The organism is Obesumbacterium proteus, assembly GCF_001586165.1.
GTDB classification, from domain to species: domain Bacteria; phylum Pseudomonadota; class Gammaproteobacteria; order Enterobacterales; family Enterobacteriaceae; genus Hafnia; species Hafnia protea.
Genome location: NZ_CP014608.1, coordinates 2,320,421 through 2,342,181, shown reverse-complemented (window position 1 = coordinate 2,342,181; position 21,761 = coordinate 2,320,421). Strand labels below are relative to the sequence as shown.

32 protein-coding genes and 1 pseudogene are annotated in these 21,761 nt (G+C 48.2%); 26 read left to right on the top strand and 7 right to left on the bottom strand.

Annotation, left to right across the window (positions count from 1 at the left end; genetic code table 11):
• Positions 1–7: 7 nt before the first annotated feature.
• The 6 genes from DSM2777_RS11095 to DSM2777_RS11070 all read right to left on the bottom strand — a co-directional run bounded on the left by DSM2777_RS11095 (position 8) and on the right by DSM2777_RS11070 (position 3,104).
• Positions 8–250: a hypothetical protein gene (locus DSM2777_RS11095; RefSeq protein ID WP_061553974.1), complete on the bottom strand. Its 243-nt coding sequence runs from the start codon at positions 248–250 to the stop codon at positions 8–10.
• Between the two features lie 9 nt (positions 251–259).
• Positions 260–715 carry a hypothetical protein gene (locus DSM2777_RS11090; RefSeq protein WP_156088378.1) on the bottom strand — a complete coding sequence of 152 codons (456 nt, stop codon included), beginning with the start codon at positions 713–715 and terminating at the stop codon, positions 260–262.
• Positions 682–1,533 carry an ATP-binding protein gene (locus tag DSM2777_RS11085; protein ID WP_174521853.1) on the bottom strand — a complete coding sequence of 284 codons (852 nt, stop codon included), beginning with the start codon at positions 1,531–1,533 and terminating at the stop codon, positions 682–684. Before DSM2777_RS11085 ends, DSM2777_RS11090 begins: the two co-directional genes overlap by 34 nt.
• The gene (locus tag DSM2777_RS11080) at positions 1,530–2,402 is read right to left on the bottom strand and encodes a replication protein (RefSeq protein WP_061553971.1); all 873 of its coding nucleotides are present in this window, start codon (positions 2,400–2,402) and stop codon (positions 1,530–1,532) included. Before DSM2777_RS11080 ends, DSM2777_RS11085 begins: the two co-directional genes overlap by 4 nt.
• 70 nt (positions 2,403–2,472) lie before the next feature.
• Positions 2,473–2,766, bottom strand: a complete 294-nt coding sequence (locus DSM2777_RS11075; protein ID WP_061553686.1) for a CII family transcriptional regulator — start codon at positions 2,764–2,766, stop codon at positions 2,473–2,475.
• A gap of 128 nt (positions 2,767–2,894) precedes the next feature.
• Complete coding sequence (locus tag DSM2777_RS11070) at positions 2,895–3,104, bottom strand: helix-turn-helix transcriptional regulator (protein WP_061553970.1); 210 nt, start codon at positions 3,102–3,104, stop codon at positions 2,895–2,897.
• 115 nt (positions 3,105–3,219) lie between these two features.
• Here DSM2777_RS11070 and DSM2777_RS11065 point away from each other — a divergent pair, with 115 nt between their 5' ends.
• From DSM2777_RS11065 to DSM2777_RS10955, 22 genes are all read left to right on the top strand, one after another.
• A complete protein-coding gene (locus DSM2777_RS11065; protein WP_061553969.1) occupies positions 3,220–3,882 on the top strand; it encodes a LexA family protein in 663 nt (220 codons plus the stop codon).
• A gap of 89 nt (positions 3,883–3,971) precedes the next feature.
• Complete coding sequence (locus tag DSM2777_RS11060; protein WP_224452323.1) at positions 3,972–4,277, top strand: type II toxin-antitoxin system HigB family toxin; 306 nt, start codon at positions 3,972–3,974, stop codon at positions 4,275–4,277.
• Positions 4,274–4,960: a helix-turn-helix domain-containing protein gene (locus tag DSM2777_RS11055; RefSeq protein WP_061553968.1), complete on the top strand. Its 687-nt coding sequence runs from the start codon at positions 4,274–4,276 to the stop codon at positions 4,958–4,960. Before DSM2777_RS11060 ends, DSM2777_RS11055 begins: the two co-directional genes overlap by 4 nt.
• A 2-nt stretch (positions 4,961–4,962) precedes the next feature.
• Positions 4,963–5,352, top strand: a complete 390-nt coding sequence (locus tag DSM2777_RS11050; protein WP_061553967.1) for a protein-export chaperone SecB — start codon at positions 4,963–4,965, stop codon at positions 5,350–5,352.
• A gap of 488 nt (positions 5,353–5,840) precedes the next feature.
• The gene (locus DSM2777_RS11045; RefSeq protein ID WP_061553966.1) at positions 5,841–6,122 is read left to right on the top strand and encodes a transcriptional antitermination N peptide; all 282 of its coding nucleotides are present in this window, start codon (positions 5,841–5,843) and stop codon (positions 6,120–6,122) included.
• A gap of 40 nt (positions 6,123–6,162) precedes the next feature.
• On the top strand, positions 6,163–6,516 hold the full coding sequence (locus tag DSM2777_RS11040; protein WP_061553965.1) for a hypothetical protein: 354 nt from the start codon (positions 6,163–6,165) through the stop codon (positions 6,514–6,516).
• Between the two features lie 47 nt (positions 6,517–6,563).
• The gene (locus tag DSM2777_RS11035; protein WP_061553964.1) at positions 6,564–7,040 is read left to right on the top strand and encodes a pentapeptide repeat-containing protein; all 477 of its coding nucleotides are present in this window, start codon (positions 6,564–6,566) and stop codon (positions 7,038–7,040) included.
• 32 nt (positions 7,041–7,072) lie between these two features.
• Positions 7,073–7,450 carry a hypothetical protein gene (locus DSM2777_RS24955; RefSeq protein WP_061553681.1) on the top strand — a complete coding sequence of 126 codons (378 nt, stop codon included), beginning with the start codon at positions 7,073–7,075 and terminating at the stop codon, positions 7,448–7,450.
• Between the two features lie 172 nt (positions 7,451–7,622).
• Complete coding sequence (locus DSM2777_RS11025) at positions 7,623–8,657, top strand: hypothetical protein (protein ID WP_061553963.1); 1,035 nt, start codon at positions 7,623–7,625, stop codon at positions 8,655–8,657.
• 254 nt (positions 8,658–8,911) lie between these two features.
• A complete protein-coding gene (locus DSM2777_RS11020) occupies positions 8,912–9,118 on the top strand; it encodes a hypothetical protein (RefSeq protein WP_061553962.1) in 207 nt (68 codons plus the stop codon).
• A 144-nt stretch (positions 9,119–9,262) separates the two neighbouring features.
• The gene (gene exoX / locus DSM2777_RS11015) at positions 9,263–9,934 is read left to right on the top strand and encodes an exodeoxyribonuclease X (protein ID WP_046360914.1); all 672 of its coding nucleotides are present in this window, start codon (positions 9,263–9,265) and stop codon (positions 9,932–9,934) included.
• Between the two features lie 129 nt (positions 9,935–10,063).
• A complete protein-coding gene (locus DSM2777_RS11010) occupies positions 10,064–10,804 on the top strand; it encodes an ATP-binding protein (RefSeq protein WP_237087847.1) in 741 nt (246 codons plus the stop codon).
• Entirely contained in the window at positions 10,805–11,305 is a 501-nt protein-coding gene (locus DSM2777_RS11005) for a single-stranded DNA-binding protein (RefSeq protein WP_061553961.1), read from the top strand.
• Between the two features lie 12 nt (positions 11,306–11,317).
• A complete protein-coding gene (locus tag DSM2777_RS11000) occupies positions 11,318–11,641 on the top strand; it encodes a hypothetical protein (protein ID WP_061553960.1) in 324 nt (107 codons plus the stop codon).
• Positions 11,642–11,650: 9 nt separating this feature from the next.
• Positions 11,651–12,058 carry a hypothetical protein gene (locus DSM2777_RS10995; RefSeq protein ID WP_052739797.1) on the top strand — a complete coding sequence of 136 codons (408 nt, stop codon included), beginning with the start codon at positions 11,651–11,653 and terminating at the stop codon, positions 12,056–12,058.
• A gap of 37 nt (positions 12,059–12,095) precedes the next feature.
• The gene (locus tag DSM2777_RS10990) at positions 12,096–12,731 is read left to right on the top strand and encodes a hypothetical protein (RefSeq protein ID WP_061555380.1); all 636 of its coding nucleotides are present in this window, start codon (positions 12,096–12,098) and stop codon (positions 12,729–12,731) included.
• Positions 12,724–13,215, top strand: coding sequence for a hypothetical protein (locus DSM2777_RS10985; RefSeq protein ID WP_061553959.1), 492 nt, complete (start codon positions 12,724–12,726; stop codon positions 13,213–13,215). The genes DSM2777_RS10990 and DSM2777_RS10985 overlap by 8 nt, the downstream gene beginning before the upstream one ends.
• A gap of 220 nt (positions 13,216–13,435) precedes the next feature.
• Complete coding sequence (locus tag DSM2777_RS10980; RefSeq protein WP_035502976.1) at positions 13,436–13,720, top strand: DUF5405 family protein; 285 nt, start codon at positions 13,436–13,438, stop codon at positions 13,718–13,720.
• Complete coding sequence (locus DSM2777_RS10975) at positions 13,698–13,937, top strand: DUF4060 family protein (RefSeq protein ID WP_061553958.1); 240 nt, start codon at positions 13,698–13,700, stop codon at positions 13,935–13,937. The genes DSM2777_RS10980 and DSM2777_RS10975 overlap by 23 nt, the downstream gene beginning before the upstream one ends.
• Positions 13,934–14,476, top strand: coding sequence for a phage N-6-adenine-methyltransferase (locus DSM2777_RS10970; RefSeq protein WP_061553957.1), 543 nt, complete (start codon positions 13,934–13,936; stop codon positions 14,474–14,476). Before DSM2777_RS10975 ends, DSM2777_RS10970 begins: the two co-directional genes overlap by 4 nt.
• A gap of 195 nt (positions 14,477–14,671) precedes the next feature.
• On the top strand, positions 14,672–14,926 hold the full coding sequence (gene xisR / locus DSM2777_RS10960) for an excisionase family protein (protein ID WP_418009335.1): 255 nt from the start codon (positions 14,672–14,674) through the stop codon (positions 14,924–14,926).
• Between the two features lie 33 nt (positions 14,927–14,959).
• Positions 14,960–16,243 (top strand): tyrosine-type recombinase/integrase, encoded by a 1,284-nt coding sequence (locus DSM2777_RS10955; RefSeq protein ID WP_061553954.1) that lies wholly within the window; start codon positions 14,960–14,962, stop codon positions 16,241–16,243.
• Between the two features lie 29 nt (positions 16,244–16,272).
• Here DSM2777_RS10955 and fliE read toward each other — a convergent pair whose 3' ends face one another.
• Positions 16,273–16,587: a flagellar hook-basal body complex protein FliE gene (gene fliE, locus DSM2777_RS10950; protein WP_046459966.1), complete on the bottom strand. Its 315-nt coding sequence runs from the start codon at positions 16,585–16,587 to the stop codon at positions 16,273–16,275.
• A 296-nt stretch (positions 16,588–16,883) separates the two neighbouring features.
• Between fliE and fliF the strand changes: the two are divergent.
• From fliF to fliI, 4 genes and pseudogenes are all read left to right on the top strand, one after another.
• Positions 16,884–18,607, top strand: a pseudogene (gene fliF, locus DSM2777_RS10945) (flagellar basal-body MS-ring/collar protein FliF).
• A complete protein-coding gene (gene fliG / locus DSM2777_RS10940) occupies positions 18,604–19,596 on the top strand; it encodes a flagellar motor switch protein FliG (protein WP_061553953.1) in 993 nt (330 codons plus the stop codon). The pseudogene fliF and the gene fliG overlap by 4 nt, the downstream one beginning before the upstream one ends.
• Complete coding sequence (fliH, locus tag DSM2777_RS10935) at positions 19,589–20,350, top strand: flagellar assembly protein FliH (RefSeq protein WP_061553952.1); 762 nt, start codon at positions 19,589–19,591, stop codon at positions 20,348–20,350. The genes fliG and fliH overlap by 8 nt, the downstream gene beginning before the upstream one ends.
• The gene (gene fliI, locus DSM2777_RS10930; protein WP_061553951.1) at positions 20,347–21,708 is read left to right on the top strand and encodes a flagellar protein export ATPase FliI; all 1,362 of its coding nucleotides are present in this window, start codon (positions 20,347–20,349) and stop codon (positions 21,706–21,708) included. The genes fliH and fliI overlap by 4 nt, the downstream gene beginning before the upstream one ends.
• The last annotated feature ends 53 nt before the right edge of the window (positions 21,709–21,761 follow it).

The window sequence follows — 21,761 nt, the reverse complement described above, 5'->3', positions numbered from 1 at the left end:
ATCTCCATCAGAGAAAACGTATCGTTGACCCTTTCAGCCAACCAGAGCAAACAACACCTTTAACATCGCGGCCAGTTGGCCCCTTTGCGATAAAACCAGTCGATATTGGATCTTTCTCACTGCACCCTAAATATGAGTAACCGCTAATACGGATGTCGGTATATCCATTGTCCTGAAGTACCTTTCTAGCCTCGTTTGGGTCTGTGCATCCTGCTAGAAGCAATGCGCCTATGAGGATTAACTTATTCATGACTATCTCCTAAAAGTATTTGGCCCTGAAGCCGCAAGCGTTGCCCTTGTCCATCGCCCAATTTACGGTGTCCAGATCCCGAGCTTCAGCTATAAGACTAGATATTGCCGTTTGTGCTCGACGAACCAATCCACGATTAATCAGCTGTTCGATTTCCTGCTTCTTGGACCCGATGGTGACTGTATTGTCTTTTGCTGTAATGACTGTTTTCTTGCGGATTGGCGGCTTGGTTTTGGCGTGTTTTGGTGCTTCTGGGATACCGTACCGATATTTGCCGCGGCTCCCCGTTTTGATCAGCATTCCGATTCGTGCGAGGTATCTCAGGCTTGAGTTAACTTCTCTGACGCTAAATCCCGTCCCTCTGCATATTTCCCCCATTGGAGACGCGCCATGCTTTTCGATGTAGGAGATAACCGTTCTAATTTTTGACATCACGCAGCCCTCTTCGATCGGTAGCTTTCCCATGTAAACGCCAGCGTACATCCTCCGCCATCGCTCATACGATCGAGAACGCGCTCACCAATGAACGTAACCAGCTCTTCCCGAGTCAAGTTGCTTATCAGGATGGTCGGGCGCATCTTCTCGTATCTGGTGTTGATGATTTCAAACAGGATCATCTTTTCAGAGTCAGAGCCGAACTGAACGCCAACCTCATCGATGATTAACAGATCCGGCGCGGTGTATGTCGCAATAACTTCCGCTTCCGTCATGGTTGCCGTCTTGCTCCATGTTGACTTGAAGTTTCTTGCAACACGTAGCGCAGTCGTAAACAGCGCTGAGTCCTGATGTTCGCGGATCACATGTTTAGCAATAGCCAGTGCCAGGTGATTCTTTCCGGTGCCGGGCTTACCGCACATCACCAGCCCGCCACCCTGCTTCAGTCGTTCAGGCCATTTAGCCGCATACGCCTTGCAGACATTCAGGCAGCGCTTAGACTCTGGATTGACCGGTTCGTAGTTTTCCAGCGTGCATGGTGCGAATCGCTCTGGAACCTCTAGCTCTCGCATCAGGTTATCGATTCTGCGCTGTTTGGCGCGTTCGTCTGTGGCCTGTTGCTCTGCCTTGAGGGCCGCTAATTCTTCAGCCAAGCACTTGGTGCATGGTGACGGGTAAGATGGGACTTTCACGGGCCCGACCGACTGCCGCGTTCTCTGCTCAAACTCACCATGCTTTTCACACACGGCAGTTGAGTAAGCAACAACGGTATGTTCGATTTCAATTGGTGGCTTGGATAGGTCATTGAGTCGCTTCTCAACGTTGATGATTTTTTCTATCAGGTTCATGGTTGCTCCGCCCATGCTGGTAAGTCTGTTTGCCCATAGTCTTTGCCAGAGAAGTTTTCCGGTGCCGATTTAGTAACATGCTTGGCTGGTGCCTTAGGCTGCTTAGGGACGAATATCCCAACCCAGCCGCTAGCGATGCTCTGATTGATAATCTCTTCAGGCTGGTAGCCAATTTCACGGCTTTTCATCAGAGTGTTGATGGCCTGTGTGATCGTCTGCGCAGATTTAATCGTCTTGCCGATTTCTTTCCTGTAGCTAACCCATGACAGCCATGTATCCCTGCTAAGCCATTCAGGTATTTCGGCAGATGCCGCATCAAGCGATGCTTTCGATTTCGCCTTGGGTTTAGGATTTGATTCTTGGGGGACTATAGGGGGTTTATTAATATTGTCTTTCTTGTCTTTTAAAGAATGTCTTTTGTGTGTCTCTAAACTGGAGACATCGATTGTCTCTAACTTGGAGACACGTTTTGTCTCTGACTTAGAGACAAAGTTGCTAACTTGGAGACACTTGCTAAATTGCCACGCAGAAACCTCTTTGTTTACGCCGATTTTGTTTCCATCGAGTAACAGGCAATTCATTGAAATCAGCTCTTTTTTTGCCTTGTTTACGTTCTGTCGAGACAGCCCTGTAACCTGAGAAATCTGCTCATCGGCAATGCGATCTGTTTTCTTGTTGAAGCCATACGTTTTTCTTACGTAAGCCAGCATGACCTTCAACTGACGCGCTGTTAAATCTGCGCTTGCGATAGCTTCTAGCAGCTCGTTAGCGACTCTGGTATACCCATCATCGATATCTGCCACACGTTGCTCCACGACCTGCAAATCAGGTCTTATCGGGACTACGATTTGTTGAGCGAGGTTACTCATTAGCAACCTCCTTACTGGTTGTTGATCCAGTAGTTGTCATGTATAATTACTCCTGTGAATTGATCCAGTACTAGAAAGTCATAGTGATCTGAGAGTCGTCAGCTGTTACCGCAGTTGGCGACTTTTTCTTTTGTGGCAATACCGATTCCACAGCCTGACGCGCTACCTCACGAATCAAACTGGTTTCCCATACCTTCTCTAGCAGTACGAACATCGTTGCCATGTCGCGGATATTTAGGCGGCTTACTTTCGATTCGTGCCACCCTGCTTCCTTCGCTAACTCTCGGTTAGTCTTCTGCATCATCCGGCAGCGGAGTTCTGTCTCCACTTCATTGATGCGCTTGCTATAACTTGCATGTTCCATTTGTGATACTTCCTTTGTTGAATAAAGACGTGATCAGCCCGTGGGATGACCACAAGTGATTTGTTTGTGTGGATTTCGCTTTTCAGCGACGTAGGACTTCATGTCCGTTGGGGAAAGAGCGGTGTTACTTAAGCTGCTTTGGGTGGGAAAACGTCATCCAAACCGACGCTTGCCCCTAAACGGTTAAAAATTCCGACAAACTGACGACATTGATTGATGTCCATGCCGCGACGCCCAGTCTCATAGTGGCTGATAGTCCCTGGAGTGCAGCCAGCCAACTGAGCAAGTTCTGACTGTGTTAGCCCAAGGGCTTCGCGAATATCTCGCAATTTATTCATGTACTCCTCCTTATTTAATCGGAAGTATACATATCGTATTCCAAAACATCAAATGAATATATACGGTTTGTGACTTTAGAGTGTTCTATACAGAATGTATAATTAGGCTATGAAAATGACATGGTATGACTTAGCCAAAGAGCGCATGAAGGCTCTAGGCGTTACACAGGAAGATATCGCTGTTCACTTAGGAATTACTAAGGGAGCGGTTAGCCATTGGCTCAACGGAAGAAGGCAGCCGACACTCCAAGAAATCTCGGCAATTTTTAATCGTTTAGGTATTAAAGATCCTGTATTCAATACTGATGGAACATTCAGCTTACAGCATGGTGAAAACCCAGACACCTTGCCTCCTGAACCTCAGTATTCATACCCTCTATTCACTAGTGTTCAGGCGGGGTCATTCGGCGCAGTTGGTTCTTACACAGAGCAAGATGCTAAGGACTGGATTGGCACAACCAAAAAAGCTAGTGACATGGCTTTCTGGCTTGTTGTTGAGGGTCACTCAATGACAGCTCCAACTGGCAGTCGCCCCAGCTTCCCCGAGGGGATGCTAATCCTTGTAGATCCTGCTGAGGACGTTGCTTCTGGCGATTATTGTGTTGCTGGAATTGATAACGACACAGCAGTGACATTCAAGCGATTTGTCATTGAAGATGGTAAGCCTTGGCTTGAGCCACTCAACCCTAACCCTCGTTACCAGAGCTTAGAGTGCGGAATTAACTGCCGCATCATCGGAAAGGTGATCAAAGCCCAGTGGCCTGAGGATACGTTTTAGGGGAATAAGGTGTTTAATTGTACAGTAGTTAGGTGTATTTCCCTTTTTGGGAACTTCATATATAGTAAGTGATAAGGACATCGTTAAGTATGGCCATGATGGTAACGAATACAAAGCTCATAGCTGAATATTCCAAAAAGCACAACCAAGCGTCAGGTGCATTGCGATCATGGCTTGATGAAACAAAAAGAGCTAACTGGTCTAATTTTCATGACATAAGGGCGTCTTATCGACATGCTGATTATGTTGATGGTTTAGTAATTTTTAACATCAACGGAAACAACCACAGATTAGTAGTCGAGGTTCAGTATGTGGGTAAATATGTTGTAGTTAAATGGATCGGGACTCACGCTGAGTACGATAAAAAGAACCGAAAAGGTGGGTTTAAATTATGAGTAAGTCTTTAGTAAGCATCATAAAATCTGAAGAACAATATGATCAATACATGAATGAAATCATGCAATTGCTAGAATCAGGCCTAACACCAGGGACTGATGAGTTCGACAGGTTTGAGTTGTTGAACCTCCTAGTTCAAAAATATGAAGAGCAGAACTACCCTATTGATAAGCCAGATCCAATTGAAGCAATAAAATTTAGAATGGATCAGCAAGGCTTAACTCAAGCTGATATGAGACAATATATTGGGTCTGCATCTAAGGTTTCAGAGGTATTGAATAGAAAGCGTCCTTTAAGTCTTTCCATGATAAGAAGGATTCATAATGGATTAGGGATACCTCTAGATGTTCTGATTCAGAGTGATGCTACTGACATGGAACATCAGCATGAACTCGATGATTGGGAGGCTATTGGATCAATTAGTGGAAAAATTATAAAGCTATCACTAAATGAAACGATGCGGCTTATAAGCTCAATACCTCCATTCGACAAAGACGAAAATGTAGACTTACAGAATATCATGTTCGAGATACCCGAAAAAACTGCTAATTGGAAGAATTATTGGCCACAGGAAGCAGAAGAACTGCATAAAATATCATCCAGTACTACCGAAGTCACATTTGATATGAAACAGAATAGCCTCCACCCAAACAACAAAGACTTTAGAGAGATGGTGCATTAATCATGAACATCAAATTATTTAATAAGAAAGTACAGGGAATGTCTCTCAAAAGGCACGAAGCAAAAGACAAGAAGAAACCTAAAATAAAAATTAAAATAACAAATGAAATATTCAATAATATCAAAGATGAAACGATATTTAGGGCTAGATTTAATGTTACTGTTTTGGCTGAAAACACCGCAGAAGTTGAAGTTATTTATGACTTCGATTTCAAATCAGACTGCAAAGTTGATGATGAATTTACAAAGTCGCTGTCAGTTAGGTCTGATGCACCACATTTAGCGTTTCCATACATAAAAACCTATATTGAATCAGTTTTACAACTTTCTGGATATGGAAATGTTAACTTGCCATATTTTGATTTTGTTGAAGAACCAGCAGATATTGACTAAACAGTCACTCACCCCGCCGCAGAGCGGGGTTTTTATTGCCCTCACTCCTTCGTCACCTCTTGCTTGTAAGACACCAAATTTAACGTTGCCTTTCCCACCGCATCGCATAGGTCGTTGTAGCCGATCACGTTTTTTTCCATGCTCCCTCCTGTTTTGCTCACTTTAGCACCATAAAAATATCAACGACACTCATATTAAAAATAAATACACATATAAATCATGACAATACGTATACATTACAAATTTTGTATACATAACGTATTGCATCATATGAATACGATACGTATACTTCATTCATCAACACAGCAGGACGCACTAACCGACAAGAAGTTGGAAGCTCTTTAAACAACGGTGATGGATTCACCTACGTGGCTGAAAAGCCAGATATACCAAAGTTAATTTTGGGATGCGATGAATTGCAGGCCTCCGAGCTAACCAGAAGATCAGCATCTGGCAACGCATCACCAAAGTTAACTCAGGAGGTATTTATGTCTCGCAGAACAGAGTTCAATGGTTCTTCAGCAGCTCGTCGTCGTGCACGTAGAGCTGAGTTGCAAAGCCAAGAGGCGGTAAGCTCAGAGGTTATGCATCGCCCTACCCCATCACGCGTTGTATTGCAGTGTAAGCGTAAGCCTTGCATGAAATCTGAAGTGGTTACGATCACTAGCATGGTGAGCAAGTACGAAGGTTCTGTTTGCCTGCCAGAGGTCGCTTTATACGCAGCAGGGCACCGTAATACACGCAAAGAAGCGGTTCATATTATTAAGTAGATTCGCGGGAAGAGCATTCCCTTAATTTAGAGAGGTAGGTATGAGCGGTACAAAAACCATGAATGACTGGCTAAATGAGGCCAGAGCGCCGAGATTTGAAGATCGCTGGTACTTCAATCGCCGAGTGATTTGCGCAGATGGTTATAGCGTGTCAATTCAGGCTAGTGATTCTGCATACTGCCAGCCTCGAAGCGACTTTAAAGATATTGCTATGTATCACTCTTTTGAGCTTGGATTTCCGAGTGAAAAAGACGAAATCATTATGGATTGGTGTGAAGACGTTCAAGATCCGACAGGTACCGTTTACGCTTATGTCCCTCGGAATGTCGTTGAGAAGTTGATTGAGAAACACGGTGGAATTACAGCTCTACATGAGAGTGTGGACGCAGATTAACAGGTCGCTTAGGCGGCCTTTTTTATTGGGTGAACAAGGGGTGTGAGATGAATACCGCAGATTTACGCAAGATTCTTGATGAACACAAAATTTGGATTGAGTCGTTTGGAGAAAACGGATCACGTGCCAACCTGTGCGGTGCCAACCTGCGCGATGCCAACCTGAGCGGTGCCGACCTGAGCGGTGCCGACCTGTGCGGTGCCGACCTGCGCGATGCCGACCTGCGCGGTGCCAACCTGTGCGGTGCCGACCTGTGCAGTGCCGACCTGCCAGATCACACGTTCGTAATCATGGGGCATAAATATCCAATCACCATCACCAATGGTGAATATGTTCGAGCAGGATGCCAGAACCATACAGTTGCAGAGTGGCGCAAGTACAGCAAACAGGAAATTGCTGATATGAATGGACGTTCAGCACTGCGCTTCTACCCTGAGCTGCTAGATATCATAGATTTTTATCTTGGTAAGGGTGAGCGTCCAAATTGGCTTAAAGAGCCAAGTGAAGAAACTGAGGCCGCCTAGCGGTCTTTTTTATACCCAGAATGGAGATAGATATGAAGCACACACTAAAAGTTTATAAAGATTCCAAAGAATACCCTGATTACATGAAAGTCCGTTTTGATAAAACAAGCATAGGTAAATCATTCCTGTTTAATGGTCACCGATGGGCGTATGAGCATAGTACATTCGATGATTCTGGCAATTACGACCTGCTTTATCGTTTCGACGATGAGCCATACCCAGAGGAAAAATCAAATTCTGTAGATGAATTAACTGCTCGCGATTACTTCGCATCGAAGGCGCTCGGCCTGTGTTATGCGGACTACCTTAACTACGCCGCTGAGAATGGTGTTCAAGAAGGCTGGAGAGATGGCGTAGCGAAGGATGCTTATCTAATGGCCGACGCAATGTTAAAAGCCCGTGACGAGTAATGCACCTAGCAGGTATTCACTGAGTATCTGCTGTGAGCAATCCCGCTCATAACTGGAGAATGACTGCTCTGGTTAGCTGACACGTTTTGCCCCTCTCGTTAGGGGCTTTTTTATACCCGCTTCACCGCAAAGCGTAGGCGTTTTGCAATGAAACCAACAAAGGAGATCGCCAGTGAGCGAGATTACAGATTTAGTCGTCATTGAGAAGACCAATGCTCTAGCGGTCTTCACCAGCCAAGAGCAGCTAGACCCACTTATTGAGGCTATCGAGAAAGAGGCTCGCAGTCTGGTGCCGGATTTATCGACAAAGAAAGGCCGAGACGCTATCGCATCTATGGCACATAAAGTTGCCCGTTCGAAAACTTATATCGACAACGCTGGTAAAGACCTCGTAGCCGAACTAAAGGCGCTGCCAAAGCAGATTGATGAAAGCCGCCGATTAGTGCGTGAGCGGCTGGATGCGCTGAAGGATGAGGTTCGACGACCACTTACTGAGTGGGAAGCTGAGCAGGAGCGTATCAAGGCCGAGGAAGCCATGAATGCCATGCATGAAGAAGCGCTGGTAATGAATTCAGAGTTCGACCGCCAACGCGCAGCCAAGATTGAAGCCGATCATGAAATGGCTTTACTCATGAACGAGAAGATTGACCGTGAGCGCGAAGAAGCACGACAGAAAGCCGAGCAAGCCAAACGCGAGCATGAAGAACGTATTAAGCGTGAGGCCGAAGAGAAAGCACGGCGCGAAGCAGATGAAGCGGCAAAGCGTGAAATCGAAGCGGCAGCAGCCAGAGAACGTGAAGCGACATTGGCGAAGGAACGCGCCGAACGTGAAGCCAAAGAGCTGGCGGAGAAGGCGGAGCGCGACCGCATAGAGGCGGAGCAGCGAGCCGAACGCGAGAAGCAGGAAGCCGCTGAGCGTGCTGAACGTGAAAAGCAGGAAGCCATTGCCGAAGAGCAACGAAAAGCTCACGAAGAAGCCGAGCGAATTAAGCGTGAAAACGAGCAGAAGGAACAGGCTCGATTAGCTGAAGAAAAGCGCATCAAGGATGAAGAAGCTCGCCGCGCCGCAGATAAAGAACACCGCAAAATAGTAAACAACAAAGCACTACAAGACCTTATCTCCGCAGGTGTGCCGGAAGAATGCGCCAAGCTGTGCATCACGGCTATAGCCAAAGGCAACATCACCGCAATCAGCATCAACTACTAATCAATCAAACAGGAGTAACCCCATGCAAGAACTCAGCTTTGCAGGGTGCCCTCGCATGGGCACTCTTCGCGAATCACAACTAGATCGTATCGTTCGTATCGTCACTCAATTCTTCTCACCACTCTGGAGCAAATAACTATGACTGATTTCATGAGAGAACCACGCCGAATCCAAGCGGTGAGAGCTTGTCGATTTCTGCGCTGGGTTAAACGACTTCCCGTAGTTAAGCACTTATTTATCAAAGGTGATCCGCTATGAACATCACATGCACATCGTTCGCTAGCAAGCATGGAGTGCGTCAAGGCGAGTTCGTAATGGAGTTGCAAGGCGTTTCCATAGCTGAGCAGCCAAACAGCGAGAAAGAGCTTAGAGAGCTTCTGGCGGGTATGGATATTCAGACTATTTGTGAATACCTGAATGACATGGGATTCACGGTAACCAATAAGCAGGCGTCAGCATGAACCAAACAATAGACCCACTGGAACAGCAGTTACTCCAGTGGATGCGATCACCAGAGATGATTCCGGTGATGAACGACCAGATTGCTCAACTAGAAGCAGTGGCAGATCACCGTACAAACATGCAAGAGAAAAGGATGGGAATTAATGAGTGTGCTCAGAGTTATTGATACAGAGACATGCGGGTTGAATGGCGGTGTTGTTGAGGTGGCAAGTGTGGATATTGAGAACTCCTTATCCATCATTAATCCAATGAGTGATTTCGTTAAACCAGACCGCCCTATCGAATTCAGCGCAATGGCCATTCATCACATCACAGAGGATATCGTTGCTGATAAGCCATTGATTGATGATGTGGTTGGTCGCTATCAAGGTGCTGATTTCTACATAGCCCACAACGCAAACTTTGATAAAGGCGTACTTCCAGAAATGGGCGGAGAATGGATATGCACAAGAAAGTTAGCGGCGCGTCTTTATCCAGACCTTGATAGCCACGCCAACCAGTTCCTACGTTACGCGCTTGGGCTTGATGCGTGGGTTCCTGAAAACCTACACGCCCACCGTGCGCTATATGATTGCTATGTAACTGCTGCACTTTTTATTCGCATCTCACGTGATTCGTCTTGGTCAGTTGAAGAAATGCTAGAGATCAGCTCTCAGCCAGTCCTACTAAAAACACTGAGAATTGGGAAGCACAAAGGTAAGACGTTCGCTGAGGTAGCAAAAGAGGATCCTAGCTGGCTCAAGTGGGCTTTAAGCACCATCAGCGACATGTCAGATGACATGCGATTTACGATACAACACTACCTAAGAGATTAATTTAATGAAATTTGAAAAAGCCATGAGAAAGAAAGCCAAGCTACGGCTGGCACTTACTGGGCCAAGCGGGGCTGGGAAAACGTATAGCGCCCTTGTTATCTGTAAAAGTATGGGGGGAAAACGGCAGTTATAGATACAGAGAAAGGGAGCGCGTCACTTTACTCAAATGAGTTCGATTTCGATGTTCTTGAATTAGACCCGCCATTTAGCCCCGAGAGATTTATTGAGGCTATAGCAGCCGCCGAAGCTGCTGGGTATGACAACCTTGTTATTGATTCTATCTCTCACGAGTGGGGTGGCGTTGGTGGTTGTCTTGATGATCTGGATACGATCGCAAAAACAAAATTCAAAGGAAACACACACGCGGCATGGAGTGCATTAACCCCGCGACATCGCAAGTTCCTTGATTCAATACTACGAGTGAATTGCCATGTCGTAGCGACTATGCGAAGCAAGACTGAAACAGCGCAACAGGAAGGTAGCAAAAAGGTCGTAAAACTTGGCATGAAATCTGAGCAACGCGATGGTGTTGAATACGAGTTCACAACCGTTCTTGATATTAACCACGAAACTCACACAGCCACAGCATCCAAAGATAGGACAGGTCTTTTTTCCAATGTGGATTACACGGTAATTGACGATTCGGTAGGGAAAAAGCTTGTCGATTGGCTTAACGATGGAAGAACTAAAGCTGAAATAGACTTAGCCCACTTCGTTCTTGTTGCTGAGAAGTCCCAATCATTTGATTCCCTGAAGTCTGCATGGGCTGAGGCTTACCGTTCATTGAGAGATACGCCAGAACAAGCCAAGGCACAAGAAATATACGAAGCAAGAAAATCAGAACTATTACCAACTGAGGAAGCTGAATAAATGGCGAGCAGAGGCGTAAATAAAGTAATCCTTGTCGGGAATTTGGGAAATGATCCAGAAGTTCGATACATGCCTAACGGAGGCGCAGTCGCAAACATCACGCTAGCCACATCAGAGAGCTGGCGTGACAAACAGACTGGCGAGCAGAAGGAAAAAACTGAGTGGCATCGCGTAGTGCTATTCGGAAAGCTGGCTGAGGTTGCTGGTGAATATCTGCGTAAAGGTTATCAGGTTTATATCGAAGGTGCTTTGCAGACTCGTAAGTGGACAGATCAGGCTGGTGTTGAAAAATACACCACTGAGATTGTTGTAAACGTTGGCGGCACCATGCAGATGCTGGGTGGACGTCAAGGTGGCGGTGCGCCTATGGGCGGCGGTCAGGCACAGGGTAATCAGTTCAGCGGCGGCTTACTGCCAGCGGCTCGCCCTCAGAGCACTCCAGCAGCTCAGCCACAAAGCAATGAACCTCCAATGGACTTCGATGACGACATTCCTTTCTAGCAGGTAACAATCATGACGCCGCAGAGCATCCTGCGCGTCCTCAGCCAGCACCCCGACAATAACATCACCGAATTCCACAGAGCGCTTAACTCAGTGGGCGGCAAGCTATTGGGCGGCGGTGCTACTGGCGGGGTGACGCTGAATTATCACGAGCCATATTACACATGGCGAAATTTTCTTGAATCCACTCACATCAAATACAACCACATTGGCCGCATTAGAGCATATCTGGACGCAGAGCCATGGGGGAATGTGAATCTTGGTGGAACTATCTACCGACTAAAGCCTGACGTTGATATCGACGCGGCTATTTCTGCGCTAAGTATGGCCGCATAGGAGATATTCATGAACAACCTACCAATAGAGACATACGAATCAGTAGTTCAGCAGCGTGATGCGCTGTTAGTTGAATTGCATAATTTAAAATCCGCTATTACAGAGCGAATCCATTTGAATGAAGAAATAAAGAATGCAGGCATGCCTCCACATTCTGACTTTTGGCATCAGTCAATTTATATGGCTGATAAAAAAGTAAAAGAGGCGCTTAGTGATACCCCAGCCACCGACGCATTCACCCGTGAGTGGATGGCAAAAGGTGTTGATGCTTTAGCTGCGAAATACACAAACATGATTGAAACCATGCATCCAGATACCATCGCATACGGTGCATTAAAGCAAGAGTTTGAGTCGGTAATCAAAGAGGCTAATAAATTCGCAGCCCAGCTTCGCAAGGGGATTAATGATGCACAGTAATAGCAAAGAGCTAAATACAAATTCACAGGAAAATGAAATGAAAAAGTTTGAATTGGTTGCAGAGTTATCTAAAGAGTTCTTTGGTCGCAAATTATTCCGTATTCGCGCACTGATTTCATTTAGCGATATTTCCAAGGGTGATTTAGGCGGCTGGGTTGAAAAAGAGGAGTGCGTGGATCAGTCCGGCAATGCGTGGGTGTACGGCGATGCGCAGGTGTACGGCAATGCGTGGGTGTACGGCGATGCGCTGGTGTCCGGCAATGCGCTGGTGTACGGCAATGCGCGGGTGTGCGGCAATGCGTGGGTGTCCGGCGATGCGTGGGTGTCCGGCAATGCGCGGGTGTGCGGCAATGCGTGGGTGTCCGGCAATGCGCAGGTGTACGGCAATGCGCGGGTGTCCGGCAATGCGCAGGTGTCCGGCGATGCGCAGGTGTACGACAATGCGCATCACATTACTGTGTCGCCAATTGGATCTGAAGGTGGTTTCTTAACTGCTTTCCGTCAGAAAGATAACTCTATCGTTGTTCGTCGTGGTTGCTTCTCTGGATCTATCGAGGAATTTGAAAAGGCAATAAATGCTACTCATGGCGATAGCAAATATGCCGAGCAATACAAAATTGTGATTGCGCTAATTAAATCTCGACTGGAATCCGTGGAGCAGAACAATGACTAAGTTAACAACTGAGCGGTTAGAGAAGCTGCAAGACGATTTATTGCAGTTTCAAGATTCATACAGCGATCCGGCAGACAAAGAGAACTACGACATATTTGTTGATGCTCTTCATGTGATTGATGAGTTTAAAATCGCGAAAGAAAAGATTCTGGCATACGAGCAAGCAGCTAAGAATCCCGTTGCTTGGATTGTTCACATGCGCACAGGCGATCAATTTACCACTGATGGAGACTTTGTTGGGCTTGGTGAGGCCACGCACGGCATTCACTCTACGCCGCTTTATGCAGCACCGGTAATACCTAAACAGACCGAGCCTGTAGATTTGAGTCAGCAGGTGGAAATACTAAATAGAATCTTGAATTGGATATTAAAAGAGCTTCCAGTTCCGACTAAAAAAGCCTCGGCAATGGCTATCCGATTAAGTTCTGTGATTGACATTATTTCAGACCTTGAGGTTTCAGCCCCAGCACAGGAGCAGAAATAGATGCTGATAGCCGGTTATATCCTTCTAGTCAGCGCCTGCGGATTAGATGCTTGCGACGCCCTCCCCGTTACACCTGAAGTCATGCCAAAAGAAACCTGTGAACAATGGATAAAGCTGATTCATGAGAAGCGGCCTAACCACGTTCTAATGTGCTTACCAGTTAACAAAGATTAATAGCCGCTAACCAGCGGCTTTTTTATTGCCTAAGTTTGGAGAAAACATGCAAATCGAAATCGGCGAATACGTCATTACGAGTGACACATACAACCTGATTCTTAACGAGAAAAAGGTAGCAAAGGAAGGTAAATCTGCAGGTGAAGAGAGGCTTCAGTCCATCGGGTTCTACTCAAAAATCTCCACGCTTATCTCTGCATTAATTCAGCGCGAGGTTCTGCTCTCTGACGCCCAGTCATTGCAGGCAATGCAGCAATTAATAGAGCGAGTTTCATTGCAGTGTGAAAAGGCTTTCAAGGACTTTAACAATGCGACACATCATCAAGGGTAATCCAGAGCGTAAAGAAAGAGCGGCTATGAAAGCGGCGCTCAATCAGCATCAGGAAAAGTACGGCGACTATGGGCCAACCAAGAAAGGCGTCACATACACAATCAAAGTTAGCGAAGAGAAATTCTTCATAGAGATTATCAACCGAGAGAAATCATATGTGGCTACGTCAATGATGCGGCCAAGGGATTTATCCAAAGTGTGGGGGAATGCAGCGTGAGTGAGTTTGCGAGCAATACACCACTCGAACATAAAGACCGGTGGCAGACGCCGATAGAGGTATTCGCCGCGCTTGATGCTGAGTTTGGTTTCTATCTCGACGCGGCGGCCGATCACGGAAACGCACTGTGTGCCAGATATCTGACAGAGCGCGATGATGCATTGAATAGCGAGTGGGTAAGCTACGGCGCTATCTGGTGTAACCCTCCCTACTCAAACATAACTCCGTGGGTAGAAAAGGCCGCCGAGCAGTGCAAAGAACAAAGTCAGCCGATTGTGATGTTGCTCCCTGCCGATACATCTACCGGTTGGTTTTCTCTGGCGCTGGAGTCTGTTGATGAAGTCCGTCTAATCACTGGTGGCCGGTTGTCATTCATCAACGCTGGCACCGGAAAGCCCGGTAAAAACGGAAACAGCAAAGGCAGTCTGCTATTCATCTGGCGCCCATTCATCAAACCACGTTGCCAATTCACAACAGTATCACGCGACGAACTGATCGCAATCGGCAGCGACATTATGGCGGGAGTGAAAGCGGCATGACATGACAGCAGAACAAGACAACGCGATCCGCAATATAGCAAGAGCCCTTCTCATAGAACTCCGCAGCAAAAACAATTCTCAAACATACCGTCAGTTACTCGATAAGCATTCAGCAAAGATAGCGCCACTATGCGGCAGATTTAAGCCGTGGATGGTGCTGTCTTGCTACTGCATGAAAGTGACGGATAAGGATAAATGATGGATAACAACGTAATTCAGTTAGTACCAGCTAAATGGGTATCAGAAAGCGTTCTAATGGGGATAACAGGCCTCAAAAAGAACACCATAAAGAAAGCCCGTGAAGATTGCTGGATGGAGGGACGAGAATACAAGCACATCTCTCCAGACGGGCAACCACGAGATAACAGCACCTGTTTTTATGATTGGAAAATGGTTGAGCGCTGGATGGACGGACAGCCGGCAGCGATCCCTCGTCGGAAATCTGCTTAAATAGCTTCCCCACTAACTTATGAGGATGTGTGAATGGCTAAATACCCAACGGGTGTAGAGAACCATGGTGGCAATTTGCGGCTATGGTTCATCTACAAAGGTGAAAGAGTCAGGGAATCATTAGGTGTCCCTGACACACCAAAGAATAGGAAGATAGCTGGAGATCTTAGAACTTCGATTTGTTTTGCAATAAAAATGGGGACTTTTGATTATGCAGAACAGTTCCCAAGCTCGCCTAACCTAACAAGGTTCGTGACAACGAAGCGAGAGATTACGATCGGAGATTTGGCAGATAAATGGCTTTCAATCAAAGAGACAGAGATTGCTGGAAGCACTCTGGATAGATACCGGTCTAAAATAAAAAACTCACTTCCATTCATAGGTTCTAACCGCTTGATTTCATCAATTACACAAGAAGATATTCTTAACCTTAGAAAGGAGTTACTTACCGGATTTCAAACCCCCGGTTACATGCACAAAGTGATCAGGAAAGGCCGATCTGTTCCAACGGTCAATTCCTATATATCCGGACTAACATCATTGTTCCGTTTTGCTCTGGCCAATAATTATATTTCCTCAGATCCAACCGCAAATATTACTCCCCTGAGGAAAGGGAAACCCGAACCAGACCCCCTAACCAGAGAGGAGTTTGTGAGGATGATAGATGCCTTTAGAGAACGCCAGATTAGAAATATATGGTCACTAGCAGTCTATACAGGAATGAGGCATGGGGAGATATGCGCACTGGCGTGGGAGGATATTGACCTAAAAGCAGGGACACTATCCGTCCGTCGAAATCTTGCAAAGGTTGGAGAGTTTACGCTTCCAAAAACTGCCGCAGGAGAAAGAACCATTAATCTGATAAGACCGGCGATAGAAATTCTGCGCGACCAGTCAGAGCTAACTAGACTGAGCAAGCAGCACGATATCCCAGTAACTCAGAGAGAGTATGGCAGGAAGACAACTCACAAATGCACGTTTGTATTTATACCGTCAGTTTCCGCCACAAATGGCAGATCAGGAGACCATTATTCTGTTGGTTCGATCAGCCAAAGTTGGGATACTGCGTTAAAGCGCGCCGGACTAAAACATAGGAAAGCGTATCAGTCCCGCCATACGTATGCATGTTGGTCTTTGTCTGCTGGAGCTAACCCAAACTTCATTGCATCACAAATGGGCCACACTAACGCCCAAATGGTTTATCAGGTTTATGGAGCTTGGATGGAGGAAACAAATAGCGAGCAAGTAGCCATGCTGAACCAGAAATTATCTGACTTTGCCCCACCCATGCCCCATAGCAAAGTTAGCAACAGTTAAACTCTTTATAAAACAATAGCATTACCATGCTAGACCTGCATATTCATAATATCTTGATAGGCAGCAACTAAGCGGTTACGCACCTGAATCCCCATCTGCAACGAGATCCCTGATTTTTGCAAATCAACCATCACATCGTTTAGCCCAACACCCGGCACACCCATTTCAAAGTTTTGCGCCTGAATCTTGGCACTATTCTGCGTATCACTGATACGGTTTACTGCGGCTTTTAGTTCAGCGGCAAATGCCCCCTGTGGAGCCTCGCTATTTTGGCTACGGTTTGCAGCTGATACAGCCGTTGCCTGAAGCTGCTGAAGTACACCTTCAATACCCACTATCGCCACTGCCGATCCCCTTTTTATCTGTGTTAACCAAATGGCTTTTACCCATAAGGCATCACCCTAGCACAGAGATCAAAGAGTAAAGCCGCTAAATAGATACAAAAATAGGGCCTTATTCTCCCATCAACTTCCCCTTCTCCGCAGAATAATACCCTGCCTACTTTTGTAAGCCGCAGACCTTCCAAGAAAAGGCTCTGATTGAATACATTTCGCTGATAGCGCGTCAGGGAGTTCGTTTTGCAAGATATCAATTTATTCCGGGGTTCTTTCCCGGCCCAACTGAAAGACAAGGTAAGCACATGAACGCTTCAGCCAACGGTAGCGCTGGCACCACAGCAAAAAGCGGGGATGGCGGTATCGCTAGCATAGTGAATCGCCTACGTGCTAACCCCAAAATTCCACTGCTTATTGCCGGTGCGGTTGCTATCGCCGTTATTGCAGTACTCGCTCTGTGGGCTAAATCTCCTGATTATCGGGTTCTTTATAGCAACATCAGCGATCGGGACGGCGGTGCCATTGTCACCCAGCTCACCCAAATGAACATTCCGTATCGCTTCACGGATAATGGCACTGCGCTGTTAATTCCGGCGGAAAAGGTCCATGAGACTCGCCTGCGCCTCGCGCAGCAAGGTCTGCCGAAAGGGGGAGCCGTTGGATTTGAGCTTCTGGATCAAGAAAAATTTGGCATCAGCCAGTTCAGTGAACAAATCAACTATCAACGCGCGTTGGAAGGCGAGCTTTCTCGCACCATCGAAACATTAGGCCCCGTTCAGACGGCCCGCGTCCACTTGGCATTACCCAAGCCTTCACTGTTTGTTCGAGAACAAAAGCAGCCTTCGGCATCCGTTACCTTAAATCTGCAACCCGGTCGCGCTTTAGATGAAGGGCAAATCAACGCCATTGTCTATATGGTATCGAGCAGCGTTGCAGGCTTGCCCGCGGGGAATGTCACCGTGGTCGATCAAGGCGGACACCTGCTAACTCAGTCAGACGGCACAGGACGCGATCTCAACGCCACCCAGTTAAAATATGCTAATGAAGTCGAAAGCCGAATTCAGCGCCGCATTGAGGCTATCTTGCAGCCGATGGTCGGCAACGGCAACGTGCATGCGCAGGTTACCGCGCAAATGATAATGCCGTTCGTGAGCAAACTGACGAAGAGTACAAACCCAATCAGGGCACTAATCAGGCAGCGGTTCGTAGCCAGCAGCTGAGCGACAGCTCGCAGTCCGGCGGCCAACTCTCCGGCGGCGTCCCTGGCGCATTGACCAATCAACCGGCTCCACCTCCGACGGGGAATATCACAAATCCTCCGCAGGCTGGCGCAAATGCCAACGCGGCCAATGCGGCGAATACTCAGCGCCCTGCTTCTGCCATTGATACTAACGGTCGCCGGAGTAGCTCAGCGTCCAATGCGCGCCGTGATGAAACCATCAACTATGAAGTGGATCGCACCATCCGCCACACCCAGCAAAAAGCGGGCAACATCGATCGTCTGTCGGTAGCCGTCGTCGTTAACTATGGCACCAACGCTAGCGGTAAAAGCATTCCATTAACGCCACAGCAAATTGAGCAGGTCACATCACTGGTTCGCGAAGCCATGGGCTTCTCCGCAGCGCGCGGCGACACGTTAAACGTCGTCAACACGCCATTTACCGCCGATGTTGAAAACAGCAGCGATGTTCCATTCTGGCAACAATCAAGCTTCTTTGATCTGTTGATGACGTTGGGTCGTTACCTGTTGGTGCTGATTGTCGCCTTCATTCTGTGGCGCAAACTGGTGAAACCGCTGTTGAACAAACAGCTGGCTAACGCACAGACTGCGCGTCGCGTTGAGCCTACGCCAATTATCACCACGCCGGTTCAACCTGCTAAGCCAAGCAATGAAGAAGTACAGAATCGTCGTAAAACACAGCAGCGTGCCAGCGCTGAACAGCAGGCACAGCGTGTCCGGGATATGGCTGAGCAAGACCCTCGCGTGGTTGCGCTAGTCATTCGCCAATGGATGAGTAACGAGCAATGACCATGACCCCAACTGAAAAAAGCGCCATTTTATTGATGACCATCGGTGAAGACCGTGCGGCAGAGGTGTTTAAGCACCTCTCTACCCGCGAGGTGCAGAACCTCAGCACCACGATGGCGACCATGAGTCAGGTTTCTCACCAGCAGTTAGGCGAAGTGCTCAACGAGTTTCAAGATGAAGCCGAGCAGTACGAAGCGCTCAGCGTCAACGCCAGCGACTATCTGCGTTCGGTATTGGTGAAAGCACTAGGTGAAGAGCGCGCCTCCAGCCTATTGGAAGACATTCTCGAATCACGCGAAACCGCCAGCGGCATTGAAACGCTCAACTTTATGGAGCCTCAGGCCGCCGCCGATATTATTCGCGATGAACATCCGCAGATCATTGCCACTATTTTAGTGCACCTGAAACGCTCTCAGGCCGCGGATATTCTGGCGCAGTTTGACGAGCGCCAGCGCAACGACGTAGTGCTGCGTATCGCCACCTTTGGTGGTGTTCAGCCTACGGCGCTACAAGAACTGACCGAAGTGCTGAACGGTTTGTTAGATGGCCAAAACCTCAAACGCAGCAAAATGGGCGGAATTCGCACGGCGGCAGAGATTATCAACCTGATGAAAACTCAGCAGGAAGAATCGGTTATCGAAGCTATGCGTACTTACGACGGCGAGCTGGCGCAGAAAATCATCGACGAAATGTTCCTGTTCGAAAATCTGGTCGACGTCGACGATCGCAGCATTCAGCGCATCTTGCAGGAAGTGGAGTCCGAATCTCTGCTCATCGCCCTCAAAGGCGCCGACGAAGCGCTACGCGAGAAATTTATGCGCAATATGTCGCAGCGTGCAGCCGATATTCTGCGCGACGATCTCTCCACGCGTGGGCCAGTTCGTCTATCGCTGGTAGAAAGCGAACAAAAAGCCATTCTGTTGATCGTTCGTCGATTAGCGGAAAGCGGCGAAGTTGTGATCGGCGGCGGCGAGGATGCTTATGTCTAATCCTCCTAATCCGAAAGATGGATTCCGCAAAGCGGTATTCCCCAAAGCCACTATTGAAGAAACTAATCAGCAGTGGCAGCGCTGGGAGATGCGTGATTTTTCAGCGCCGCGTAAGCCTAAAATGCCGACCTTTAAAATGGATCCCCTGCCCCCTGCTGCGGAGTCTACCCCCGCCGTTATTGCGCAGGCCGAGTTAGAGCAGCTGCGTGAAGATGCCCAAATGCAGGGGTATCAACACGGGTTACAGCAAGGCGAAAAACAGGGCTACGATGCAGGCTTCCAACAAGGCCTCAACGAGGGTCGTTCTCAGGGATTGCAGCAGGCACAAACCGAGCAACAGCCGATACTCGACCATTGGCGGCAGCTTGCCCAAGAGTTCCAGCATTCATTGCAGGCCATGGACAATGTGATTGCCGCACGTCTAATGCAAATGGCGCTGACCGCCGCGAAGCAAATCATCGGCCAGTCTCCGGTGTGCGACGCCAGCGCGGTGCTGCAACAAATTCAGCATCTGATCAATCAAGAACCGCTGTTTAACGGCAATTTACAACTGCGCGTTAATCCGCAAGATTTGCCGATTATTCAGCAGCAGCTCGGCGTACAGTTAGAACAGCAGGGTTGGCGTTTACTTGCCGACACCCAGTTACACCGCGGCGGCTGCAAAATCAGCGCCGAGGGCGGCGAACTTGACGCCAGCATCGCCACCCGTTGGCAAGAGCTATGCAAACTGGCAGCACCGGAGTTGCCACTATGACCCAACGCATCAATACGTGGTTAGGCACCTTAGATGCCTTCGAAAAGCGCATTCCACAGATCCCACCTGCGCGGCGCTACGGTCGTTTAACCCGAGCAACAGGGTTGGTTCTCGAGGCCAGCGGTTTACAGCTGCCCATTGGTGCAACGTGCCTGATTGAACGGCATGACGGCGTGAAAATTCAGCAGGTTGAAGCCGAAGTCGTTGGCTTCAATGGGCAGCAGCTGTTTCTCATGCCGTTAGAAGAAGTTGACGGTATTGTGCCTGGTGCACGCGTTTGCTCCCAAAGCGGTGGCTTACAGTCCGGTGGGAAACAGCTTCCGCTTGGCCCCATGTTATTAGGCCGCGTGCTCGACGGCGGCGCAAAGCCGCTCGACGGACTTCCACCACCGGAAGACGCCGATCTTGGCGGGCTTACCACGCTGCCGTTTAACCCGTTGCAGCGCACGCCGATCGTTGACGTGCTCGACGTCGGGGTTCGTGCCATTAATGCCCTGCTGACCGTAGGGCGTGGGCAGCGCATGGGGCTTTTTGCCGGTTCCGGCGTAGGTAAAAGCGTGCTGTTAGGCATGATGGCGCGCTATACCCAAGCCGATGTGATCGTCGTAGGGTTGATTGGCGAACGTGGCCGCGAAGTTAAAGACTTCATCGAGAATATTTTGGGCGACGAAGGCCGTAAACGTTCGGTGGTTATCGCTGCACCAGCCGATGTCTCTCCTCTATTGCGTATGCAGGGTGCCTCTTACGCCACGCGTATTGCCGAAGATTTTCGCGATCGCGGCCAGCATGTGTTGCTGATTATGGACTCCCTCACCCGCTATGCCATGGCGCAGCGTGAAATCGCACTGGCTATCGGTGAACCGCCAGCGACCAAGGGCTATCCACCTTCAGTATTCGCCAAACTACCGGCGCTGGTTGAACGTGCAGGTAATGGTACCCACGGCGGCGGTTCGATCACCGCGTTTTATACGGTTCTGACCGAAGGTGACGATCAGCAAGACCCAATCGCCGACTCAGCGCGTGCGATTTTGGATGGGCATATCGTTCTATCACGCCGTTTAGCCGAGGCGGGGCACTATCCGGCAATTGATATTGAAGCGTCGATCAGCCGTGCCATGACGTCGCTCATCAGCGATGACCACTACGCCCGAGTCAGACGCTTTAAACAGCTACTTTCGAGCTATCAGCGCAACCGCGATCTCATCAGCGTGGGCGCTTATGCCAAGGGCTCCGATCCGCTATTAGATCAGGCCATTACACTTTATCCGCATTTGGAAGCGTTTTTGCAACAAGGGATCTTCGAGCGCAGCGGCTATGCCGATGCTTGCTCAAGTCTTCAGGCTTTGTTCCCCGCATAGGGGCACTAAATAGGCATCTCTGCACGTTGTACAACTTCAGTACACCCGCAGAG